The organism is Desulfovibrio porci, from assembly GCF_009696265.1.
GTDB lineage: Bacteria > Desulfobacterota > Desulfovibrionia > Desulfovibrionales > Desulfovibrionaceae > Desulfovibrio > Desulfovibrio porci.
In genome coordinates this window covers 23,283-40,651 of record NZ_VUMH01000008.1, presented here as the reverse complement: position 1 = coordinate 40,651, position 17,369 = coordinate 23,283, and the positions used below count along the sequence as shown (strand labels likewise).

At 59.3% G+C, this 17,369-nt stretch carries 18 protein-coding genes; 12 read left to right on the top strand and 6 right to left on the bottom strand.

From position 1 onward, the window contains the following. Positions 1 to 256: 256 nt before the first annotated feature. From FYJ44_RS08750 to FYJ44_RS08740, 3 genes are all read left to right on the top strand, one after another. The gene (locus FYJ44_RS08750; RefSeq protein WP_154511250.1) at positions 257 to 1,558 is read left to right on the top strand and encodes a hypothetical protein; all 1,302 of its coding nucleotides are present in this window, start codon (positions 257 to 259) and stop codon (positions 1,556 to 1,558) included. A 359-nt stretch (positions 1,559 to 1,917) separates the two neighbouring features. Continuing rightward, positions 1,918 to 2,946, top strand: a complete 1,029-nt coding sequence (locus FYJ44_RS08745) for a GNAT family N-acetyltransferase (RefSeq protein WP_154511248.1) — start codon at positions 1,918 to 1,920, stop codon at positions 2,944 to 2,946. Between the two features lie 336 nt (positions 2,947 to 3,282). Then, complete coding sequence (locus FYJ44_RS08740; RefSeq protein WP_154511246.1) at positions 3,283 to 4,518, top strand: dicarboxylate/amino acid:cation symporter; 1,236 nt, start codon at positions 3,283 to 3,285, stop codon at positions 4,516 to 4,518. Between the two features lie 123 nt (positions 4,519 to 4,641). On the opposite strand, the gene FYJ44_RS08735 is transcribed toward FYJ44_RS08740, so the two are convergent. The 5 genes from FYJ44_RS08735 to FYJ44_RS08715 all read right to left on the bottom strand — a co-directional run bounded on the left by FYJ44_RS08735 (position 4,642) and on the right by FYJ44_RS08715 (position 10,040). Continuing rightward, a complete protein-coding gene (locus FYJ44_RS08735) occupies positions 4,642 to 5,607 on the bottom strand; it encodes a DUF362 domain-containing protein (protein ID WP_154511244.1) in 966 nt (321 codons plus the stop codon). A 478-nt stretch (positions 5,608 to 6,085) separates the two neighbouring features. Next, complete coding sequence (locus FYJ44_RS08730; protein ID WP_154511242.1) at positions 6,086 to 7,498, bottom strand: mannose-1-phosphate guanylyltransferase/mannose-6-phosphate isomerase; 1,413 nt, start codon at positions 7,496 to 7,498, stop codon at positions 6,086 to 6,088. Positions 7,499 to 7,851: 353 nt separating this feature from the next. Then, positions 7,852 to 8,202 (bottom strand): alpha/beta hydrolase, encoded by a 351-nt coding sequence (locus FYJ44_RS08725; protein WP_195840986.1) that lies wholly within the window; start codon positions 8,200 to 8,202, stop codon positions 7,852 to 7,854. Between the two features lie 38 nt (positions 8,203 to 8,240). After that, a complete protein-coding gene (locus FYJ44_RS08720) occupies positions 8,241 to 8,732 on the bottom strand; it encodes a DapH/DapD/GlmU-related protein (RefSeq protein ID WP_229772625.1) in 492 nt (163 codons plus the stop codon). Between the two features lie 420 nt (positions 8,733 to 9,152). Continuing rightward, positions 9,153 to 10,040 (bottom strand): alpha/beta hydrolase, encoded by an 888-nt coding sequence (locus FYJ44_RS08715; RefSeq protein ID WP_229772624.1) that lies wholly within the window; start codon positions 10,038 to 10,040, stop codon positions 9,153 to 9,155. A gap of 417 nt (positions 10,041 to 10,457) precedes the next feature. Here FYJ44_RS08715 and FYJ44_RS08710 point away from each other — a divergent pair, with 417 nt between their 5' ends. Next, a complete protein-coding gene (locus FYJ44_RS08710) occupies positions 10,458 to 11,369 on the top strand; it encodes a LysR family transcriptional regulator (protein WP_154511236.1) in 912 nt (303 codons plus the stop codon). A 58-nt stretch (positions 11,370 to 11,427) separates the two neighbouring features. Here FYJ44_RS08710 and FYJ44_RS08705 read toward each other — a convergent pair whose 3' ends face one another. Further along, positions 11,428 to 12,111: an XRE family transcriptional regulator gene (locus FYJ44_RS08705; RefSeq protein ID WP_154511234.1), complete on the bottom strand. Its 684-nt coding sequence runs from the start codon at positions 12,109 to 12,111 to the stop codon at positions 11,428 to 11,430. A gap of 367 nt (positions 12,112 to 12,478) precedes the next feature. On the opposite strand from FYJ44_RS08705, the gene FYJ44_RS08700 reads away from it, so the two are divergent. From FYJ44_RS08700 to FYJ44_RS08660, 8 genes are all read left to right on the top strand, one after another. Then, positions 12,479 to 12,709: a hypothetical protein gene (locus FYJ44_RS08700; protein WP_154511232.1), complete on the top strand. Its 231-nt coding sequence runs from the start codon at positions 12,479 to 12,481 to the stop codon at positions 12,707 to 12,709. Further along, positions 12,696 to 13,298, top strand: coding sequence for a Mor transcription activator family protein (locus tag FYJ44_RS08695; protein WP_154511230.1), 603 nt, complete (start codon positions 12,696 to 12,698; stop codon positions 13,296 to 13,298). The genes FYJ44_RS08700 and FYJ44_RS08695 overlap by 14 nt, the downstream gene beginning before the upstream one ends. Before the next feature lie 233 nt (positions 13,299 to 13,531). Next, positions 13,532 to 14,215 (top strand): glycoside hydrolase family 108 protein, encoded by a 684-nt coding sequence (locus FYJ44_RS08685; protein WP_154511226.1) that lies wholly within the window; start codon positions 13,532 to 13,534, stop codon positions 14,213 to 14,215. After that, positions 14,215 to 14,526, top strand: a complete 312-nt coding sequence (locus tag FYJ44_RS08680; protein ID WP_154511224.1) for a hypothetical protein — start codon at positions 14,215 to 14,217, stop codon at positions 14,524 to 14,526. The genes FYJ44_RS08685 and FYJ44_RS08680 overlap by 1 nt, the downstream gene beginning before the upstream one ends. A 16-nt stretch (positions 14,527 to 14,542) precedes the next feature. After that, the gene (locus FYJ44_RS14700; RefSeq protein ID WP_154511222.1) at positions 14,543 to 14,947 is read left to right on the top strand and encodes a DUF2730 family protein; all 405 of its coding nucleotides are present in this window, start codon (positions 14,543 to 14,545) and stop codon (positions 14,945 to 14,947) included. Beyond that, positions 14,947 to 15,261: a hypothetical protein gene (locus tag FYJ44_RS08670; RefSeq protein ID WP_154511220.1), complete on the top strand. Its 315-nt coding sequence runs from the start codon at positions 14,947 to 14,949 to the stop codon at positions 15,259 to 15,261. The genes FYJ44_RS14700 and FYJ44_RS08670 overlap by 1 nt, the downstream gene beginning before the upstream one ends. 4 nt (positions 15,262 to 15,265) lie before the next feature. Then, positions 15,266 to 16,615 carry a terminase large subunit domain-containing protein gene (locus FYJ44_RS08665; RefSeq protein WP_154511218.1) on the top strand — a complete coding sequence of 450 codons (1,350 nt, stop codon included), beginning with the start codon at positions 15,266 to 15,268 and terminating at the stop codon, positions 16,613 to 16,615. 15 nt (positions 16,616 to 16,630) lie between these two features. After that, positions 16,631 to 17,368 (top strand): GNAT family N-acetyltransferase, encoded by a 738-nt coding sequence (locus FYJ44_RS08660; RefSeq protein ID WP_154511216.1) that lies wholly within the window; start codon positions 16,631 to 16,633, stop codon positions 17,366 to 17,368. Position 17,369 lies beyond the last annotated feature (1 nt).

Here is a 17,369-nt window from a genome sequence, read left to right as displayed (position 1 = left end):
AACGCCGGGTGTTCATAACCGCCCGCGAGAGCGGCTTGTGGCTTTTGGCCTTTCGGCTTGGACATAACCACAACACCCGACAATAGAGAGCCAGTTGCGCCGAATAAGGGGCGCAAAAAAGCCATACTGTCGGGATGGTAACCGCTCGCGGAAAGGTGTTTACGAAGCACCTGAATTGACAAAATCATACAAAAAAAGAAGATTCAAGAGACGCTACCGGGATACTCATTGTCATTTCTGTATTGTCGGAGTCAGCATGACTAAAAAATTACCATCAAGTATTCAGGCAGAGGAATCACTGTCTCAGTTGCATGCTATGAAGCAACTCCTGTCTATTTCTGGCAGCAAAAAAGACACAGACGACATGAAGAAACGAATTGAAAACCAAGCAAGGGCAGTATTTGCAACTCCAGATCTATTTTTAGATTTTAATAAATATTTCAATAAATTAGGTTGGCATGGACATGGCTCTTTACCAATCCCCCTGCTTGAACAGGCTAACCAGTTGGCGAAAAGCAATCTATTTGAAGAAGCTGAAGAATTGCTTGTAAATCACTACACGGATAAATTTGACTATCATTTCATTTTACTGAGAGGATTACCCAGATATTTCGAGAGAGAACACATCTTTGAGAAGGCAAAAGAAAGATTTTTTCAAGAAGACTATATATCTTGTGTTCCATTAATACTTATGATGATAGACGGCATAGGATACGATACATTCAATAGTGTCACATTTAAAATTGGTGTTGATTTCAATACATGGGACAGTATATCCGCTATAAATGGAGATATTGATAATTTGATAAAAGAAATAACCAGAGTGAGAAGAATTTTTAATACTGACAAACTGACTATTCCTTATAGAAATGGTATCTTACATGGAATTGACGTTGGATACGACAACAAATTGGTGGCAATCAAAGCATGGGCTCTTTTATTCACTATAAGGGATATATTAGTAGATAAGAGGAACGAAGAATCGAAAAAATCGAAATATAACGAGCAACAAGAAAAAAAACAGGAAGAATTTTTATCCTTTGTGCAAAATCCTATTAAACATATTGGCGAAATTTTTGATTATGCGGATTCTTTTTACAATTGGAAACCAAGCAGAAATCAATCTCAATGGGATATGGTCAAAAAAACTGGTGCGCCAGAAGACTTCCCTAATGACTCCCCAGAGCATAGCATAATGTCTTTTCTCTACGCGTGGAAATCATCGAACTATGGATTAATGGCTGAATTAGTGTTTAAGAAGGACAACATAACAAAAGGCAAGCTCGCCGGTCAATTTAGGCAGGCATTAAATCTGAAAAGCCTTCAAGATTATCGAATTGAATTTATTCAAGAGGAGCGCGGCGGTATCGTTTTTGGTACTGTGCTTACTATTGCTGAGAGATTGGTTGAGTACAAGAAAGATATTTGCCTGATAACTGATTATTATATTGATGGAAAAAAACAGTATGTTTCCAATGGATCTGGTAGATGGCTTATAAATGACGTGATTGTCCCAATGCTGTGCTATTTACCAACTCAGAACGGGGAAACTCTGTAGCTTTTCCATTTCCAACCGGGGAAGTTCTACCACATCCAATTGCGCAAGGGGTATCCAAGGGGGTATTTTGATTTATTTTTTAATTAAAATATAATTATATTATTATGTTATATAGATTGTATTCATCCCGTTGCCCTCGTGATACTGTATCGCGAGGGCTTCTTGTATGAGCCCCACTGTCAAGTAGACAGGGGGCAAAACCACATTCGCAACACCCGTGTGAGCCGTCACGCAAAATGAGAATTGAAGACTTGCCATAGTGACTACAGCCGTTTTTTCAGGCAATCTGGCATTCCGGCTTGTTGCTGAATCTTACTCCCCGGGCTTGCCCGGCATACTCCTGACGGACAGGCTGATACATGCCCTTTCTGACCTTCCCGAAAGCAAATTCCGCCCCATCCCCGGAGTTCAACGGGCTTTGCGCTTTCTGGAAGCGGCTTGCCGTCAGCTCGGAACAAGCTGATCCTTTCTGCTGTTCGCCCTCTTGGCATCTGGCCTATCATCAGGCTTTCAACCCCGCGCGCCGCATTTTTTTCAAGACATCGCCCGGCGCATGTCTCATTTTTGCGGAAGAGCTTTTTTCTCCTGAAAAAATTTTCCTGACGCCCATGGAGGCGAGCTGGTTTTTCGGCTGTCCCCTGTTGGGGGAAGACGCCCCTGATCTGCTCGCTGAAGCGCTGGCCTGCATTGCCCGAGAATACGCCCCGGCCTTTCCGGGCATTGTCCTCAGCGGCATCCGCCCGGAAGGCGGCCTTGCGCCTGAGCTGCTGCGTCGTTTCGGCCGTGACTTTACATTTTACCGTCATTCATACTCGGTCCAGTGCGCGGCCTCTCTCCGGGGAGGCTTGGACGGTTTTCTTTCACGCCGCTCAGCGAATCACCGCGCAAAGCTCAGAAAAGCCGCCCGGCAGGCGAGAGAACGGGATATCAGTTTTGAACGGCGCTCCCCCGCATCGGCCGAGGAGGCCGCACAAATTTACCGGCGTATGCTGCTGGTTGAAAAAACGAGCTGGAAAGGCATCGGGCAGTGCGGCATGGCCGAATCTCCGGCAAAAGAATTTTATGAGGCCCTGATCGGCCATCTCACGGCGACCAGGGAGGCGCGGGTCATTTTTGCCCGGCATGAAGACAGGGATATCGGCTTCATCTTCGGAGGTATGGCCGGAACCATCTATCGCGGCCAACAGTTCAGCTATGACGCGGCGTGGAAAGACCGGTCCATCGGCAATCTTCTGCAACTGGAAAAAGTGACCTGGCTCTGCGAGGAGGCCGCCGAGCGCTATGACATGGGGCCGATAGTGGGGCCGCGCATGTCATACAAACAGCACTGGACGGAAAAAAACATGGAAATCCAGACCTGGCTGCTCCGCCTGAACAGGCGGCCATAATTCCGCCACAGGGTTCCATCACGCACAGCCCGCTTCGATCCTTCCGCCCGCATAATGCGCGGCACGACGCAAACAGACCGACGGCATCGACGTGCCCGCAAGTCCCGTTGTCTGCGGCGTCTTCGTCGTCGCACGGATACGGGAAAGCCCGATTCGCGAAACTGAAACGAAATCCCGGCGAGAGGCAATCAGGGATTAAGGCTGTCCCGCCTTCGCAAGCCAGGTTGCCACCCCTGATTGACCCGGCCGCAAAATACCATTATTCCCCTGAACCGGCCCTGACGCGGCCGCACCGCGCCGGACGCGCGGACGTCATTTACCGATGGGGGGTACCGTATGGCAAAGATCAAAATGGGATTGCCCATGCAGATGGGCATCGGCATGGTTGCGGGCGTGCTTGTGGGCGTCATCGCGCAGGACTGGGCGCTGGGCAGCCAGGTATTCAAATTTCTCGGCGACATTTTCATCCGCCTGATCCGCATGGTGGTCGTGCCGCTGGTCTTCGCCACCCTGGTGGCGGGCGCGGCGGGCATCAGCGACACCACCAAGCTGGGACGCGTGGCCACCAAAACCCTGCTCTACTATCTCATCACCACGGCGATGTCCGTGGCCGTCGGTCTGCTGCTGGCCAACATCGTGCAGCCGGGCGCGGGCGTGAACCTGTCCACCGAGAATCTGCACGTCAAGCCGGTGACGCCGCCGTCCCTCAATGACACGCTGATGAACCTGATCCCCATCAATCCGGTCGAAGCCATGTCCCGGGGCAATATGCTCCAGATCATCATCTTCGCCATTATTTTCGGTTTCGGCATCAGCTCCTTGGGCGAAAGCGGACGGCATCTGCACCGTTTCTTCGACTCCTGCGGCGAGGTCATGATCAAGGTGACGGGCTTTGTGATGTACTACGCGCCCATCGGCGTCTTCGGCCTCATGGCCTTTACCGTGACCAAGCACGGTCTGGCCGTGCTGCTGCCGCTGGGCAAGGTCATCCTGCTGATGTACGCCGGTTGCGCCATCCTGTACTGCTTCATGTTCCTGCCGCTGGTCAAGTTTGTGGTCAGGATTCCGGTGCTGCGCTTCGTCAAGGGCATGCTTGAGCCCTTCATGATCGGCTTCACCACCTGTTCCAGCGCGGCCGCCCTGCCCTCCAACATGCGCTGCACGGAAGCCTTGGGCGCATCCCGCACGGTGGTCAGCTTCGGCATCCCGCTGGGCAATACCATCAACATGAACGGCACCGCTCTCTACATGGGCATCAACACGATCTTCGTGGCGGAATTCTATGGCATCCCCATGCCGGTGGACGCGCAACTGACCGTCATTCTCATGTCCATTCTCGCCGCCGTGGGCACCATGGGCGTTCCCGGCGCGGGCCTGATAATGATGAGCATCGTCTTCGTCCAGATGGGCATGCCCCTGGAGGGCGTGGCCCTGATCGCGGGCATTGACCGCATTCTCGACATGGCCCGCACGCCCATGAACGTGCTGGGCGACAGCCTCGGCGCGCTGGTGGTCTCGCGCCTTGAAGGCGATTTCAATGACGCGCCGCCGGAATCGCGAACGCAGGCGTAACCGCTCCCGACATGCCATATTCAAGCCCCCGCGACGCAACATCGCGGGGGCTTGTCGTCAATACCTCGGCATATATGCGGTATTTTCAGGCGGCGCTGAAGAAAGGTTCAGCGGCAACAGGTCCTACAGGGTAATCAGTTCATACTGATCGTTGCCCATGCCCATTTCCTTCATGTAGGAAAGCTGGCGCAGGCCGCTGCGGCTTTCAATGCGTTCCACCAGATCGCGCCGTTGGTCTTCGGGCAGGGCGTAAACCATGTCCACGGACGCCTTGTCCACGGCCAGAATGTCCGTGGAGGCCAGGATGCCGATGTCCGGCGTCGTGGGCGGGGCGGCGCTGGTTCCGGCGCAGTCGCAGTCCACTGACATATTGCGCAGCACGTTGATATAGGTGATGCGCGGCCCGAAGTGCGTGGTCACGGCCTTGCCGCCTTCCACCATGCGTTCCATAAAATTGGGACCGCCGGACCAGAGCTTGTCGCCTTCACGGTGCAGTTGCGCCTTGCCCACCTTGCCCGAGGCGCAGCCGATGGCGATATTTTTCAGCGAACCGCCGAAACCGCCCATGCTGTGCCCCTTGAAATGGGTAAGCACCAGCATGGAATCATAATTCAGCAGATGCTTGCCCACGGCCACTTCCTTGAACCATTTGCCGCCGGGCACGGGCAGGGCGGCGTCGCCCTCGGCATCCATGATGTCCACGGGGCAGAAGGTCCAGCCGTTTTTTTTCAGGGTTTCCCGGTGTCCGGCCGTGGTCTGGCGCGGGCTGTTGTAAAGCACGTTGCACTCCACAATCGTGCTGCCGGGAATGGCGGCCTGAATCCGCCGCACCCAGGGGCGGGGCAGAATGTTGGGCCCGTCGGGCTCGCCGGTATGCAGTTTGATGGCGACGTTGCCGCTCAACCCGGCGTTGACGTTGGCAAAGGTCTTGAGCAGGCCTTCCGCGCTGAGATCCCTGGTGAAAAAAACCCGCGCCTTTTCCGGGGCAGCGGCCAGAGCCGGACCGCCCTTCAAAAATACGCCCGTTGCCAGGGCTCCGGCGGCCAGAGCGCCGCCTTTTAGAAAGTCGCGTCGAGAATATCCGTTCATGGCGTCCTCCTTGGAGGTCTTTTGCCGTTTGATCGCTGCCGGGACTAGTACCATGTCACACATAAAACTTCGTTTTCTGTGTGAGGATCGCTTCGCCGAAAAACGTGGTTTTCGGCTCGCTCACGCCGCCTTCGGCGGCACGCCGGACTTTCGTCCGGCGGCTAGTATCCCGTAACTTTATGCGTTACAGGATACTAGGCGGAACGCGCGGCCGCCGCCGCATCCGGGACCTTGCCCGCATCTTCAGCTTCTTTCACGCCGGCCTTTTCGTCAAGCACGGCGATAACGCTTGGCTAAACCAGCCTAACTGCGCGTCAGAATAGTATAAAGATACGATTCTCGCGAAAAGCTGCCTGATTCTCTCGTCGGCTTGGAGGGAAAGGAAGGCGTGCGCGAAAAGGAGAGGACGTCCCGGCCGGGGAACGGCCGGGACGCGGAAATGAAAAACGCGGTTCTACGGAGTGTACGCCAAGTCGCTCTAACAGCGGCCGTACGTGTCTTCAAAGCGGACGATGTCGTCCTCGCCCAGATAGGAACCGCTCTGGATTTCGATGATTTCCAGAGGCTGCGGCCCGGCATTGGCCAGACGGTGCCTGACGCCCAGCGGAATATAGGTGGACTGGTCCGCATGCAGTTCCAGCAGATTCTCGCCCACGGTGATCCGGCCCACGCCGCTGACCACCACCCAGTGCTCGGCCCGCTGATGGTGCAGTTGCAGGGACAGGGACGCGCCGCTTTTGACCATGATGCGCTTGACCTGAAAACGCTCGCCCAAGGCCAGGGTTTCATACCAGCCCCAGGGCCGGAACACGCGCAAATGGGTGTCCTTTTCCGGGCGGCCGTGGCGGGTGAGCCGGGCCACAAGGTTCTTGACCTCCTGCGAGCGGTCTTTGCTCGTCACCAGCACAGCGTCGCCGGTTTCCACCACCACCAGATCCCTGACGCCCAGAGCGGCCACCAGACGGCCGCTGGAATGCAGATAACTGCCCGAGACATCTTCGGCCAGAACGTCGCCCACCAGGACGTTAGCGGCGGCATCCTTGGACGCCGCGTCGTACACGGAATTCCAGGAACCGAGGTCGTTCCAGCCCGCGTCCAGCGGCACCACAGCCGCCAGAGGGGTTTTTTCCATGACCGCGTAGTCGATGGAATCCGCCGGGCAGGCGGCGAACGCCTCGCCCAGCCAGGTGAAATCCCGTTCCTCGGCCCGCCCCTCCCACGCGGCGGCAGCGCCGTGGAACATGTCCGACGCATAATGCCGCAATTCGTCCAGAAACAACGACGCCCGGAACAGAAACATGCCGCTGTTCCAGTAATAGCCGCCCTCGGCCAGCATGGCCTCGGCCGCGTCACGACGGGGTTTTTCCACAAATCGCCGGACCGCGAAGCCCGTCGCCAGGGCTTCCCCGCGCTGGATATAGCCGTAGCCGGTTTCCGGCCCGCCGGGTTCAATGCCGAAGGTCACCAGCCGCCCCTGACCGGCGCAGGCGGCGGCCTGGGCCACGGCGCGGGCAAACGCCCCGTCCTCCCGGATCACATGGTCGGAGGGCAGCACCAGCAACAGCACGTCCCCGCCCCGGTTCTGCTCCAGAGCCGCCAGAGCCGCCACAGCGATGGCGGGCGCCGTGTTGCGGCCTTCCGGCTCCAGAATCACGCGGCCCGTGGGGTCCAGTCCCTGTTCCTGCATCTGGGCCGCGGCCAGAAAGCGCTGCTCCTTGTTGCAGATCACCAGGGGCGGCGTCAGGTCCGGCCGGACGCCGATCCGCTTCAGTGTGTCGCCGAACAGCGTATGACCGCCCAGGTCCATGAACTGTTTAGGATACAGACGGCGCGACAGCGGCCAGAGCCGGGTGCCGGTACCGCCGCACAAAATTACGGGACAGAGTTTCATTTAATGCTCTCCCACGGGGCAAAATTCAGGAAACATTCCCGAAGACCAAGGCGTTCAGTATATCCTGATATACCGGCGTCGACAATGCTCCCCGTGGAGAGCAGCCGCGCTTTGCTCCCGGATCAACCCCTTAGCCCCTTGCCCCGCAGACCGTTGCGTCGCAACCAGGCGGTTGTGGTCCCGCGCCTCCTCCCCGCTCTCGCCGTGGACCGCCAGGCCCGGCCGACACTTGAATACCCCCTTCGGGGTTTATCGGGAGATGATCAGACGGCGTTTCGTTGATATGAAGATTACGTGACGGCCCTGTATCCGCGCTGCACCGGATACAGCAAAGCGGAGACAGCCAACGGACTTTATAGCCCCCCGGCCCGCCCGGCGAACACGGGCGTCATGAGATAATCCACAGCGGAGCGGATATCCTCCACCCGTGAGGCCGGATCTTCCAGATAGCGGGGCAAACCTTCGCTTTCGTCCTGATGGGAGGCGTCAAAGGCAAGCGTCACATAACCCGCTTGCGCCAGGCTCCAGGCGTAGGGTGAGGAGCATTGCTCTTTTACCCCTCCACCGGGATGGGTCACCACGACGGAGGGATATTTTTTGTCCGCGTCAAAGCCGTCCGGAAGAAAGAGCAGCCCGGCAATATTCAGGTTGAATTTTTTGAAAGCGACCTTTTTTCCTTCTCTATAACGGGTATCATGCAACATACGCGTTCTTCCCTTGTTTGGCGCCCAGCCTTGCCGGGCTAGCCTGCACGCCTGATAAATCTTGCGGGAACGCCGCCCACAATGCTCCCCGCCTCCACGCTTTTGCTCACGACGGCTCCGGCGGCCACGACAGCTCCGTCGCCGACAGTCACGCCGGGAAGCAGCGTCGCGCCGGAACCGATCCAGACGTTTTCGCCAATAACTATGGGGGCGACATGGTGGATATGCCGTTCATCGGGAGACAAGCCGTGATTGATTGTCGCCAGCGTGACGCGATGCCCGATAAGCGCGCCGTCCCCCACATCAATACCGCCCTGATCCTGAAAACAGCAGCAGGCATTGATAAAGACGTTTTTCCCCAAGCGGATATTTTTGCCGAAGTCAGTATAAAATGGGGGGAACAGTCTGAAGGAAGCGTCTATTTCCCGCCCGGTAATGCGACGCATGAAATCGCGCACTTCATCAGGCGTGTGATATGCGCTGTTCAGCTCCGCAGTCAGCCGCATGGCTTCATACGTGCAATGTTCCATAAGCGCATATGCTTCCGTTCCGCATGTCAGAGGGTTCCCGCTGTTCAGATATTGCAAAAGCTGTTCAAGGTTCATGGAATCACCTTTGTTATGCTATACGAATGCATTCTTAAGGTTTGTTTGAAAGACTCGCCGCAGCTTTACCGGCAGCCTCAGACCCGTTTTCCCAAGTGACAGGCGGCTTCAAGAGCTGAAGCGTCATGCCGGACGCCGCCCGGCCCGGTTGCGCCCACGCCCTTGTCGTGCCGTTGGGGCCGTTCACCGCCCCTTCCACAGTGTTTTTATCATTTCCACGGCCGAGGCCCACAGATAACGAGACGGAAGCAGAAGGTTTGCACGGTCGGCATGATTTCATCCGGCCCCACATTTCATTGCGGACAGGACGCTTCCATATCTGCCGGAAACAATCTGTTGCTCATGTCACTTGAGATTTTGGGCGAAGAAGCCAGCCAGCCTGTCAAAGGGGATAAGGCCCGTGCGGTCATACAAATCCACATGTCCCGCTCCGGGAACAACAAGCAGCTCCTTGGGTTCCGCAGCACGCTTGTAGGCGTCTTCGCTGAATTCTCTGGAGTGGGCGTTTTCACCCGTAACAAACAGCATGGGGCGTGGAGAAATGGTTTCAATATCGTTGAACGGATAGAAATTCATGAACTTCACGTTGCTGCTCAGGGTCGGGTGCGTCGTGGTCAGCGGGGAAGCGCCCCTGGGGGTGAATTCCCCACGAGGAGTGCGGTAAAATTCAAAGAATTCCCGCTCAATGGGCGTGGACTTTTCCGTAAGCTCATGAACGGTGCCGCCGGTGTATCTGGTCGCGCCGCCGCTGAACTCCACGTAGCGCTGGGCCGCCGCCTCTTCGAGAAGCTTCTTTCTTTGCTCCGCACTCTGCCCGTGCCGGAGGCCGGTGCGGCCGGCGGCGCCCATATCGTACATGCTTATCGTGGCAATGGCCTTCAGACGCGGGTCGATCTTGGCGGCGCTGACGGCGAAACCGCCGCTGCCGCAGATGCCGATGACGCCGATCCGCTCACGGTCCACAAAGGGCCGGGTGCCTAGATAGTCCACAGCGGCGCTGAAGGTCTCGGCATAGATGTCCGGCGACACGGCATTGCGCGGTTCCCCGGCGCTGCCGCCCCAGAAAGCCAGGTCCACGGACAGGGCGACAAAACCCTGTTCCGCCATTTTCGTGGCGTAGAGATCCGCGCTCTGCTCCTTCACCGCGCCCATGGGGTGCCCCACGATGATCGCGGCGCGCTTCGCCGTCTGATCCATGCCCGTAGGCAGGAAAAGATTTCCGGCGACAGTCATTTTGTACTGATTTTTGAATATGACCGCCCGTACGATAACGTTTTTGCTTTTGTAGAAATTATCGGCATCGGCCGGCTTTGACTGCGCTGACGCCACGGCGGCCGCAGATATCATTCCGAGAACGGAGGTCATCATGCCAAGCTGTTTTAGTATACGCATGGTAGTATCCTTTTTCCTGATCCGGATCAGAGTAATCCGGGCACGCTGTTACGGCAAACACATGAGCAATCTTTCAACGCTTGTCGACTGCAATATCTTCCTGCTTTCCTGATATAGAGATCAGAGCGGCAAACAGCAAATACTTATATTGAATAGCTTACCATGCTTAACAAGCATAATAAAAGCGGCTATACTGCCTGCATGCCGGTCAGACCGCCGGGCGCGGGCAGCGCCGCCGCAACAAAAGGCAACACAGTTATGGAATTGAGAACGCTACGCTATTTTCTTGCCGTGACACGGGAAGAAACCATCTCCGGAGCGGCCGAGGCGCTGCATGTCACGCAGCCCACGCTCTCCCGGCAGATGATGGAGCTTGAGGGGGAGTTGGGAAAAACGCTGTTTCTACGCGGGAAAAGGAAGATCTCGCTTACTGAGGAAGGCCTGTTCCTGCGCAAGCGCGCGCAGGAAATTCTCGCGCTGGTGGAGAAGACGGAGTCCGAATTCAGCGCGTCAAATACAACCATCAGCGGCGATGTCCATATCGGCTGCGGCGAAACCGACGCCATGCGCCTGATTGCCCGCGCCGCCCGCAAATTGCGCGAAGCGCATCCCCATATCCTCTACCATCTTTTCAGCGGGAATGCGGGGGACGTCAGGGAACGGCTGGACAAAGGCCTGGTGGATTTCGGCATATTCATTGAACCCGTGGACCTGTCGCGATACGATTTCATCAAACTGCCGGTGACGGACATCTGGGGCGTATTGATGCGCAAGGACAGTCCCCTTGCGGCCAATACGACGGTAAAGCCCAAGGATCTGCGCGGGCTGCCGCTCATTTTTTCCAGGCAGTCCATGGTTAAAAACGAGATTTCCGGCTGGATGGGGGATGGATTCAATGAACTGAACATCATTGCCCAGTACAATCTGTTGTACAATGCGGCCCTGATGGTGGAAGAGGGAATGGGTTACGCGCTGTGCCTGGACAGGATCATCAGCACATCCGGGGACAGCCCTCTCTGTTTCAGGCCCCTGGAGCCGCGTCTGGAGGTCGGACTGGATATCGCCTGGAAAAAATACCAGGTGTTTTCAAAGGCCGCTGAAAAATTTCTGGAATACCTTCAGCGGGAAATAGCGGACTCCCAAAAAGGCGGGCGCGGCGCGGAAGAATAAGATCGCGCGCGGTTTCAAGCGGGATGTTCAGGCAAAAGGACCAACCCGTCACAGCCCCCTAATCCAGTTCGCGGCCAACCCACACCGCCCTTCCGATGATCCGCACCAGATCCGCCAGTTGCTCGCCGGTATCCGCCTCAATGGGGGCGTAGTCCGGATTGACGCTGCTCAGAATCAAACGGCCGGGCATGGCGTTGACGATTTTCAGGTAGACCATGTCCTCCACGCCCACCGCATAAATACGTCCCGGCACGGGATCGCTCTGGGACTGGTCGATGAGCACCACGTCGTTGTGCAGAATGCGCGGCTGCATGCTGTCGCCGGACACGCGCAACAGCACCATCTGCGCGGGGTTGCCCTTGCGGTGCAGAAAATCCCAGCGGAAGGCGTAATGGCGCAGGATTTCGCCGCCGGTTTCAAAACTGCCCGTGCCCGCCGAAAGCCGCGCCTCCACCATGGGCACCATGACCAGACGCGCCTCGGACTTGTCCAGAATGCCGCCGTCGGCGTCCCCCTTACCGGCCAGCAGCCAGTCCAGGGAGCAGCGCAACGCCTCGGAAAGACGCACGGCATACTCGCCCTTGGGCATTTGCCCGTTCTCATATTGCTGAATGGTGGTCAGGCTCACGCCCACCTGGGCCGCCAGATCCTGCTTGCGCAGTTCGAGCTGCAGGCGGCGCTGGCGCAGCCGTCCGGAAAAACCGTTGTGCGCACCGATGGAAGAAAGGGATGTCGTGTTCATGGCGCTTCCATTTTTACGTTAATAACGTAAGGAAGTTAGACGGAACATACAGGGAAAATTGCAAATTTTTCTTTTGAAAAAATGGAAAAAGCATGCAGAATAGGCACTGTTCTTGGAACAAATAGATCATTTTCGCGCCTAAGGCAAGATTTTCCTTGAAATAACACCAATTTTCCGCCCTTGAGCGGCGTTGCCGCCGCCCGGAGCCATTCCGTCGTCGGGTATTATCCAGGCTGTCGTGATGGAAGCATTTTAAATCAAATGTTTTCTTTTTATTATATAATTTTTCTTGCAAACAGACATAAAAATAGATAATTCACATGAAAACAGTTTTATGCGATGGAAAACTTTGATACGGGAGCATAGCATGTCCGAACTGCATGATGAAATCCAAAACCTGAGCGCTGTGCTGGAGCTTTTGCAAACCGAAGCACGCGGCGGCCAGCGGCCCGTACTGCGCCTGGCCAGCAGCCACCTCCGCCTGCTGGCCAGAACCCTGGAGCTTTACGGCGAAAACGCGGGGACAGCCGTTCCTCCGGCACACGGCGCCGCGCCCCTTCCCCCCGCCGCAACGGAGGTCTGCCATGTGCGCCAGTAAGGCCGCATCCGCTTCCGGCCGCGCGGGCTGCAAGGGGCGTCCCCCTCTGCCGCGCGGGCGCGACTCCTGGGGGCACGCCCTGCGTCTGGCCCAGGAAGAGCGGGAGTGGGAGGAAATCCTGCGCCATTTGCCGGACAACGTGCGCCAACTCTGGGACGCCCTGCGTGATACGCGCCTGCTCTGGCGCGTGCTGCAGGCATACGGCGGCCGGAATTTGCGCGTGCCCCGGCTGGAACCGGACGCCAACAGCCCCCTGCGCCGCCGTCTGGGCCTGCGTTGCGTGCGCAAGCTCATGGCGGCCTTCGGCGGCACTTTTGTCTATGTGCCGCGCTGTAATGCCCTGCGGGAAAAATTGCGCCAGCGGGAAATCATTGAAGCCTTCGGCAAGCATACAGCCCACGGCCTGAGCAGCACCGCAGCCGTGGCGGCCCTGGCCCTGCGTCACGACATGTCCGACCGGCGCATCTGGCAGATCCTCAAAAAGGAAGCCTCGGCCCCGGTCCAGGCCCGCGTGCTCCGCCGCCTGAGTGATTCCACAGCCCTGAGTGAGGCGAACGCCGGGCTCAAAAATGAGGATAACAGAATGTAATCATTGCCGATCTCAAGAATAAACAACCTTAAAAAAATTTCAACCCCGCGATTTTGCGGGCTTTTTTTTTGATTTTTGAGGAAGTCGCCCCCCCTGAAACGCGCTGACCAGCGCCATTCAAGGCTTTCGCCTTACTGAAACCTTTCAGTCTTACGCGCGCCGGACTTTTTGGCATGTTCTACCCACGCCGCCGTTTTTCGCGGCGGCAATCTCAACCCGCCAAGGAGCGCAGCATGTCCGACGCCTTTCAACTGGCCCATGCCTTCACCGCCCGCTGGGAGGGCGGCCTTTCCGACCACCCGTCCGATCCGGGCGGCCTCACCAACCACGGCGTCTCCCTGCGTTGGGTGCAGGATCTGGCCCGGCAGGCCCGCGAGGAATGCCGCCGCCTGCTCCGCAGCTGCGACGGCTGCGGGGAACGCGCCACGCCCCAGTGCGGCTGGTACAGCCTGGATCTGGACACGGACGGCGACGTGGACGCCGACGACATCCGGGCCTGCACCAAGGCTCAGGCCGCGGCGCTGTTCAAAACCCATTTCTGGGACAAACTGAACTGCAAGGCCCTGTCTCTGCCGCTGGCCGTGACCCTCTACGACGGCGCGGTGAACATGGGTCCGGCGCGCGCCGTGCGCCAGCTTCAGCAGGCCATGAACGTCACGGGCGAGGCCCAGCTCGACCATTACAGCCCCATCGCCGAGGACGGGATCATGGGGCCGCGCACCCTGGAACTGGCCGAAGCCCTGGCCGCCGCCCACCTGGATTTTTACGCAGCCCGGCTGAGCCTGCGCCTGCGCGAAACCTTCTACCGCGACCTGGCTGCCCGACGGCCCTCCATGAAGGTCTTTCTGGCGGGCTGGCGCAACCGCGCGCGCTCCCTGGCGCAATACCTGGCCGAACTGGAACGGGGGGCCGCCTGATGTGGTCCCTGCTGGAAAAACTGCTGGGTGGCGTGGCCGGAGGGCTGGGCAAGATTCTGCCGGACCGCAACCGTCAGAACGAAGCCCAGAGCCGGATCAACGAGGCCGAAGTGGGCGGCGCGCCCGCCAGCCGCCTGCGGCTCTGGCGCTCTTTTCTGGGCTGGATTCTGACCCTGCTCTTCGCCTGGGAAGTGGTGGGCAGGCTGATTGTGATCCCCCTGTTCTTCGCGAACTGGGGACACGGCCTGCCGCCCTCGGCGCTGGATCAGATCATGGCGCTTTTGCTGGGCATGCTCGGCCTGGGATTTTAACGACAGGGAGGTTCCCGTGTTTACCGACATTTTCACCTCTCCGGGCGCGTCGCTGCTGATTCTCGTCATCCAGGGCCTGTTCGCCTGGGCGCTCTGGAGCCTGCGCCGGATCTTCGTGCGCGGCGACGACTATCTGCTGCATCTCCAGCGCGAGGCCCGGCGCGAGTCGGCCACGGCCCGCCGCCTGAGCGCCCTGGAGGAACATCTGCGGCAAATGCCCGCGGGCGACGACATGGCCGGGCTGCACGGCGAACTGGCCGCCCTGCGCGGCGAAATCCAGGCATTGAACGTGCGCATCTCCGGCCTGGACCGCCTGCTGGAACGCCTGGAGCACGGCCTGGACCGCCAGGAAGACCGCCTGCGCCTGCTGCCCGGCCCGCACTGCGCCGCCGGTGCGCCCCTGAACGGGAGTGCGCGCTGATGGCCCGGCCGGACCGTCCGTCCGCCACGTTGCCGGGCAAGCTTCCGGACAGCCTGGAAAAACGCCTTGACCTGCTCAGCCGCACCCTGGATGACGCTGAAATCGCGGACAAGAGTATTGATATCGTGAGGGAAATCAAGGAATTGCACGCAATCCTGCGATCCTTCCGGGAAGCGGCGGCCCCGGCGGAGCCGCCCGCCCGGCGCCTGGTGGTGGTTTGGGGCGGTCCCGCGAGCCGGGGCGCGTCCTCCTCCGGGCCGGGCGTCGCGTCCACGGCCCGCAAACAAAAAAAATCAAGCTCCCCGGACGAGTGAAACCATGCCCTGTGTGATTCCGTATCGCCCGCGCCCGCTGCAGTGGCGCTTTCACCAGGAGCGCACCCGCTTCTGTGTGCTGCTCTGCCACCGCCGCTTCGGCAAAACCGTGGCCGCGGTCAACGACCTGATCCGCGAGGCCCTGCGCCGTGGCGGCGCGGACTGGCGGGCCGCCTACGCCGCACCCTTTCTGGGCCAGGCCAAGGCCGTTGCCTGGGATTACTGCAAGCATTTTGCCGGGGCCGTGCCGGGCACGCGCTTTCTGGAAAGCGAACTGACCTGCATCCTGCCCCACGGCGCGCGCATCCGCCTGCTGGGCACGGACAACGCCGAGGCCTTGCGCGGTCTGTACCTGGACGATCTGGTCCTGGACGAACCGGCGGACATGCCGCGCCGGGTCTGGAGCCAGGTGCTGCGGCCCATGCTGGCCGACCGCCAGGGGCGGGCCCTGTTCTGCGGCACGCCGCACGGCACGGACAATCTGCTCTATGACGTCTGGCAGCAGGCCGGGGCCGACGCAGACGGCTTGTGGTCGCGCTTCTGCTTTCCGGCCTCCCGCACCGGCTACCTGCCGGAGGCGGAACTGGCCGCCGCCCGACGCGGCATGGACGAGGCCGAATACCGGCAGGAATTCGAATGCTCCTTCGCGGCGGCTGTGCGCGGAGCCTATTACGCCTCTCTGCTGGATCAGGCCGAAAACGAGGGCCGCATCGTGAACCTCTCTCCCGCGCCGGACCTGCCGGTGCATACGGCCTGGGATCTGGGCATGGACGACGCCACCGCCATCTGGTTTTTCCAGGTGGAACCTTCGGGCCAGTGGCGCATGCTGGACTATTACGAGGCCAGCGGCGAAGGCCTGCCCCATTATGCCCATGTGCTGCGGCAGAAAGCCCTGCCGCCGGGCCAGGGAGAGGCCGGACCGGACGGAAATGCGCCCGGCCGGGGCTTTTGCTACGGCCGACACCTGGCCCCGCGCGACATCCGCGTGCGCGAGCTGGGCACGGGCCAGAGCCGTCTGGAAAGCGCGGCGCGCCTGGGCATCAACTTCAGCCTGGCCCCGTCCCTGCCCCTGGCCGACGGCATTGACGCCACGCGCCGCCTGCTGCCCCGGCTCTGGTTCGACGCTGCGCACTGCGCCCACGGCATCAAGGCCCTGCGCTCCTACCGGCGGCTCTGGCGGCCCCGGCAGGAAAATCCGGCCTCCGGCCCCCTGCACGACTGGGCCAGCCATGCGGCCGATGCCCTGCGTTACGCGGTCACGGGCTTTCGGGCCGTGCCGGATACGAGCGGAGCAGCGCGTCGAGCGCGTACGGAATACGATTTTTTCGGGGAAACGGCAGGAAAAAGCCGCTGAGGAAGAGGAGCGCTAATGAAACTTCGCTACCGGCAATGCCTGGGTAAACGCGTTCGCGCGGCCCTTTTTCAACAGATGGAAGAGGAAGGCCTGCTGCCCTTCGCCATGAGCGCCTGGGAAAAACCTACGCTCAAGGACTGGCTGGCGCTTACGGCCACCAACAGCGGCGCGGCGGTGCTGTTGCGTTGCGAGGACGAAGCCGGACGGATTCTGGGCTGCGGCCTGTTCACGCGCCGACCCTACCGCGTCTGGCATTTTGATTTCACGGCCTTCCGGGCGGGCTTTTCCGTAGCCGCGCAACAGGCGCGCGGCGGCTTCGCCTGGATGTTCAGGCATCGGGACTGCACGTCCGTCATGGGCGTCTGCCCGGCCCCCAACCGCCACGCCTGGCGGCTGGCCGAGGCATGCGGCTTCCGCATTCTGGCGCGCCTGCCCGAGGCCTGCTTCTACGCCCGCAAGGGCAACTATGTGGACGGCGTGCTGGTGCTCTGCACCAGGGAAGATCTGAACACGGTCATGCAAAGAAAAAAGGAGGTCATCATGGGATTTGGAGGAGGCGGTACGCCCAGCATTCCCGAGCCCACGCCCGTGCCCAAGCAGGAAGTGCAGAAACCCGTTACCGAGGCGGCCACGGCGGCCCGCCAGAATCAGCGGGACAAGGCGGCCAAGGCCGCGGGCATCGGCGGGTCCATCTACACCAGCCCCCTGAACCGCGCGGACGGCAACACGCGCAAAACCCTGCTGGGGCAGTAAC

What these genes read in the sequence shown, in the direction of transcription:
- FYJ44_RS08700 (WP_154511232.1), top strand. Translation starts at nt 12,479, where the DNA reads ATGTCCGAACTGCATGATGAAATCCAAAACCTGAGCGCTGTGCTGGAG.
- FYJ44_RS08730 (WP_154511242.1), bottom strand. Translation starts at nt 7,498, where the DNA reads ATGAAACTCTGTCCCGTAATTTTGTGCGGCGGTACCGGCACCCGGCTC.
- FYJ44_RS08660 (WP_154511216.1), top strand. Translation starts at nt 16,631, where the DNA reads ATGAAACTTCGCTACCGGCAATGCCTGGGTAAACGCGTTCGCGCGGCC.
- FYJ44_RS08740 (WP_154511246.1), top strand. Translation starts at nt 3,283, where the DNA reads ATGGCAAAGATCAAAATGGGATTGCCCATGCAGATGGGCATCGGCATG.
- FYJ44_RS08670 (WP_154511220.1), top strand. Translation starts at nt 14,947, where the DNA reads ATGGCCCGGCCGGACCGTCCGTCCGCCACGTTGCCGGGCAAGCTTCCG.
- FYJ44_RS08695 (WP_154511230.1), top strand. Translation starts at nt 12,696, where the DNA reads ATGTGCGCCAGTAAGGCCGCATCCGCTTCCGGCCGCGCGGGCTGCAAG.
- FYJ44_RS08735 (WP_154511244.1), bottom strand. Translation starts at nt 5,607, where the DNA reads ATGAACGGATATTCTCGACGCGACTTTCTAAAAGGCGGCGCTCTGGCC.
- FYJ44_RS08725 (WP_195840986.1), bottom strand. Translation starts at nt 8,202, where the DNA reads ATGTTGCATGATACCCGTTATAGAGAAGGAAAAAAGGTCGCTTTCAAA.
- FYJ44_RS08720 (WP_229772625.1), bottom strand. Translation starts at nt 8,732, where the DNA reads ATGGAACATTGCACGTATGAAGCCATGCGGCTGACTGCGGAGCTGAAC.
- FYJ44_RS08710 (WP_154511236.1), top strand. Translation starts at nt 10,458, where the DNA reads ATGGAATTGAGAACGCTACGCTATTTTCTTGCCGTGACACGGGAAGAA.
- FYJ44_RS08745 (WP_154511248.1), top strand. Translation starts at nt 1,918, where the DNA reads ATGCCCTTTCTGACCTTCCCGAAAGCAAATTCCGCCCCATCCCCGGAG.
- FYJ44_RS08680 (WP_154511224.1), top strand. Translation starts at nt 14,215, where the DNA reads ATGTGGTCCCTGCTGGAAAAACTGCTGGGTGGCGTGGCCGGAGGGCTG.
- FYJ44_RS08685 (WP_154511226.1), top strand. Translation starts at nt 13,532, where the DNA reads ATGTCCGACGCCTTTCAACTGGCCCATGCCTTCACCGCCCGCTGGGAG.
- FYJ44_RS08665 (WP_154511218.1), top strand. Translation starts at nt 15,266, where the DNA reads ATGCCCTGTGTGATTCCGTATCGCCCGCGCCCGCTGCAGTGGCGCTTT.
- FYJ44_RS08705 (WP_154511234.1), bottom strand. Translation starts at nt 12,111, where the DNA reads ATGAACACGACATCCCTTTCTTCCATCGGTGCGCACAACGGTTTTTCC.
- FYJ44_RS08750 (WP_154511250.1), top strand. Translation starts at nt 257, where the DNA reads ATGACTAAAAAATTACCATCAAGTATTCAGGCAGAGGAATCACTGTCT.
- FYJ44_RS08715 (WP_229772624.1), bottom strand. Translation starts at nt 10,040, where the DNA reads ATGACTGTCGCCGGAAATCTTTTCCTGCCTACGGGCATGGATCAGACG.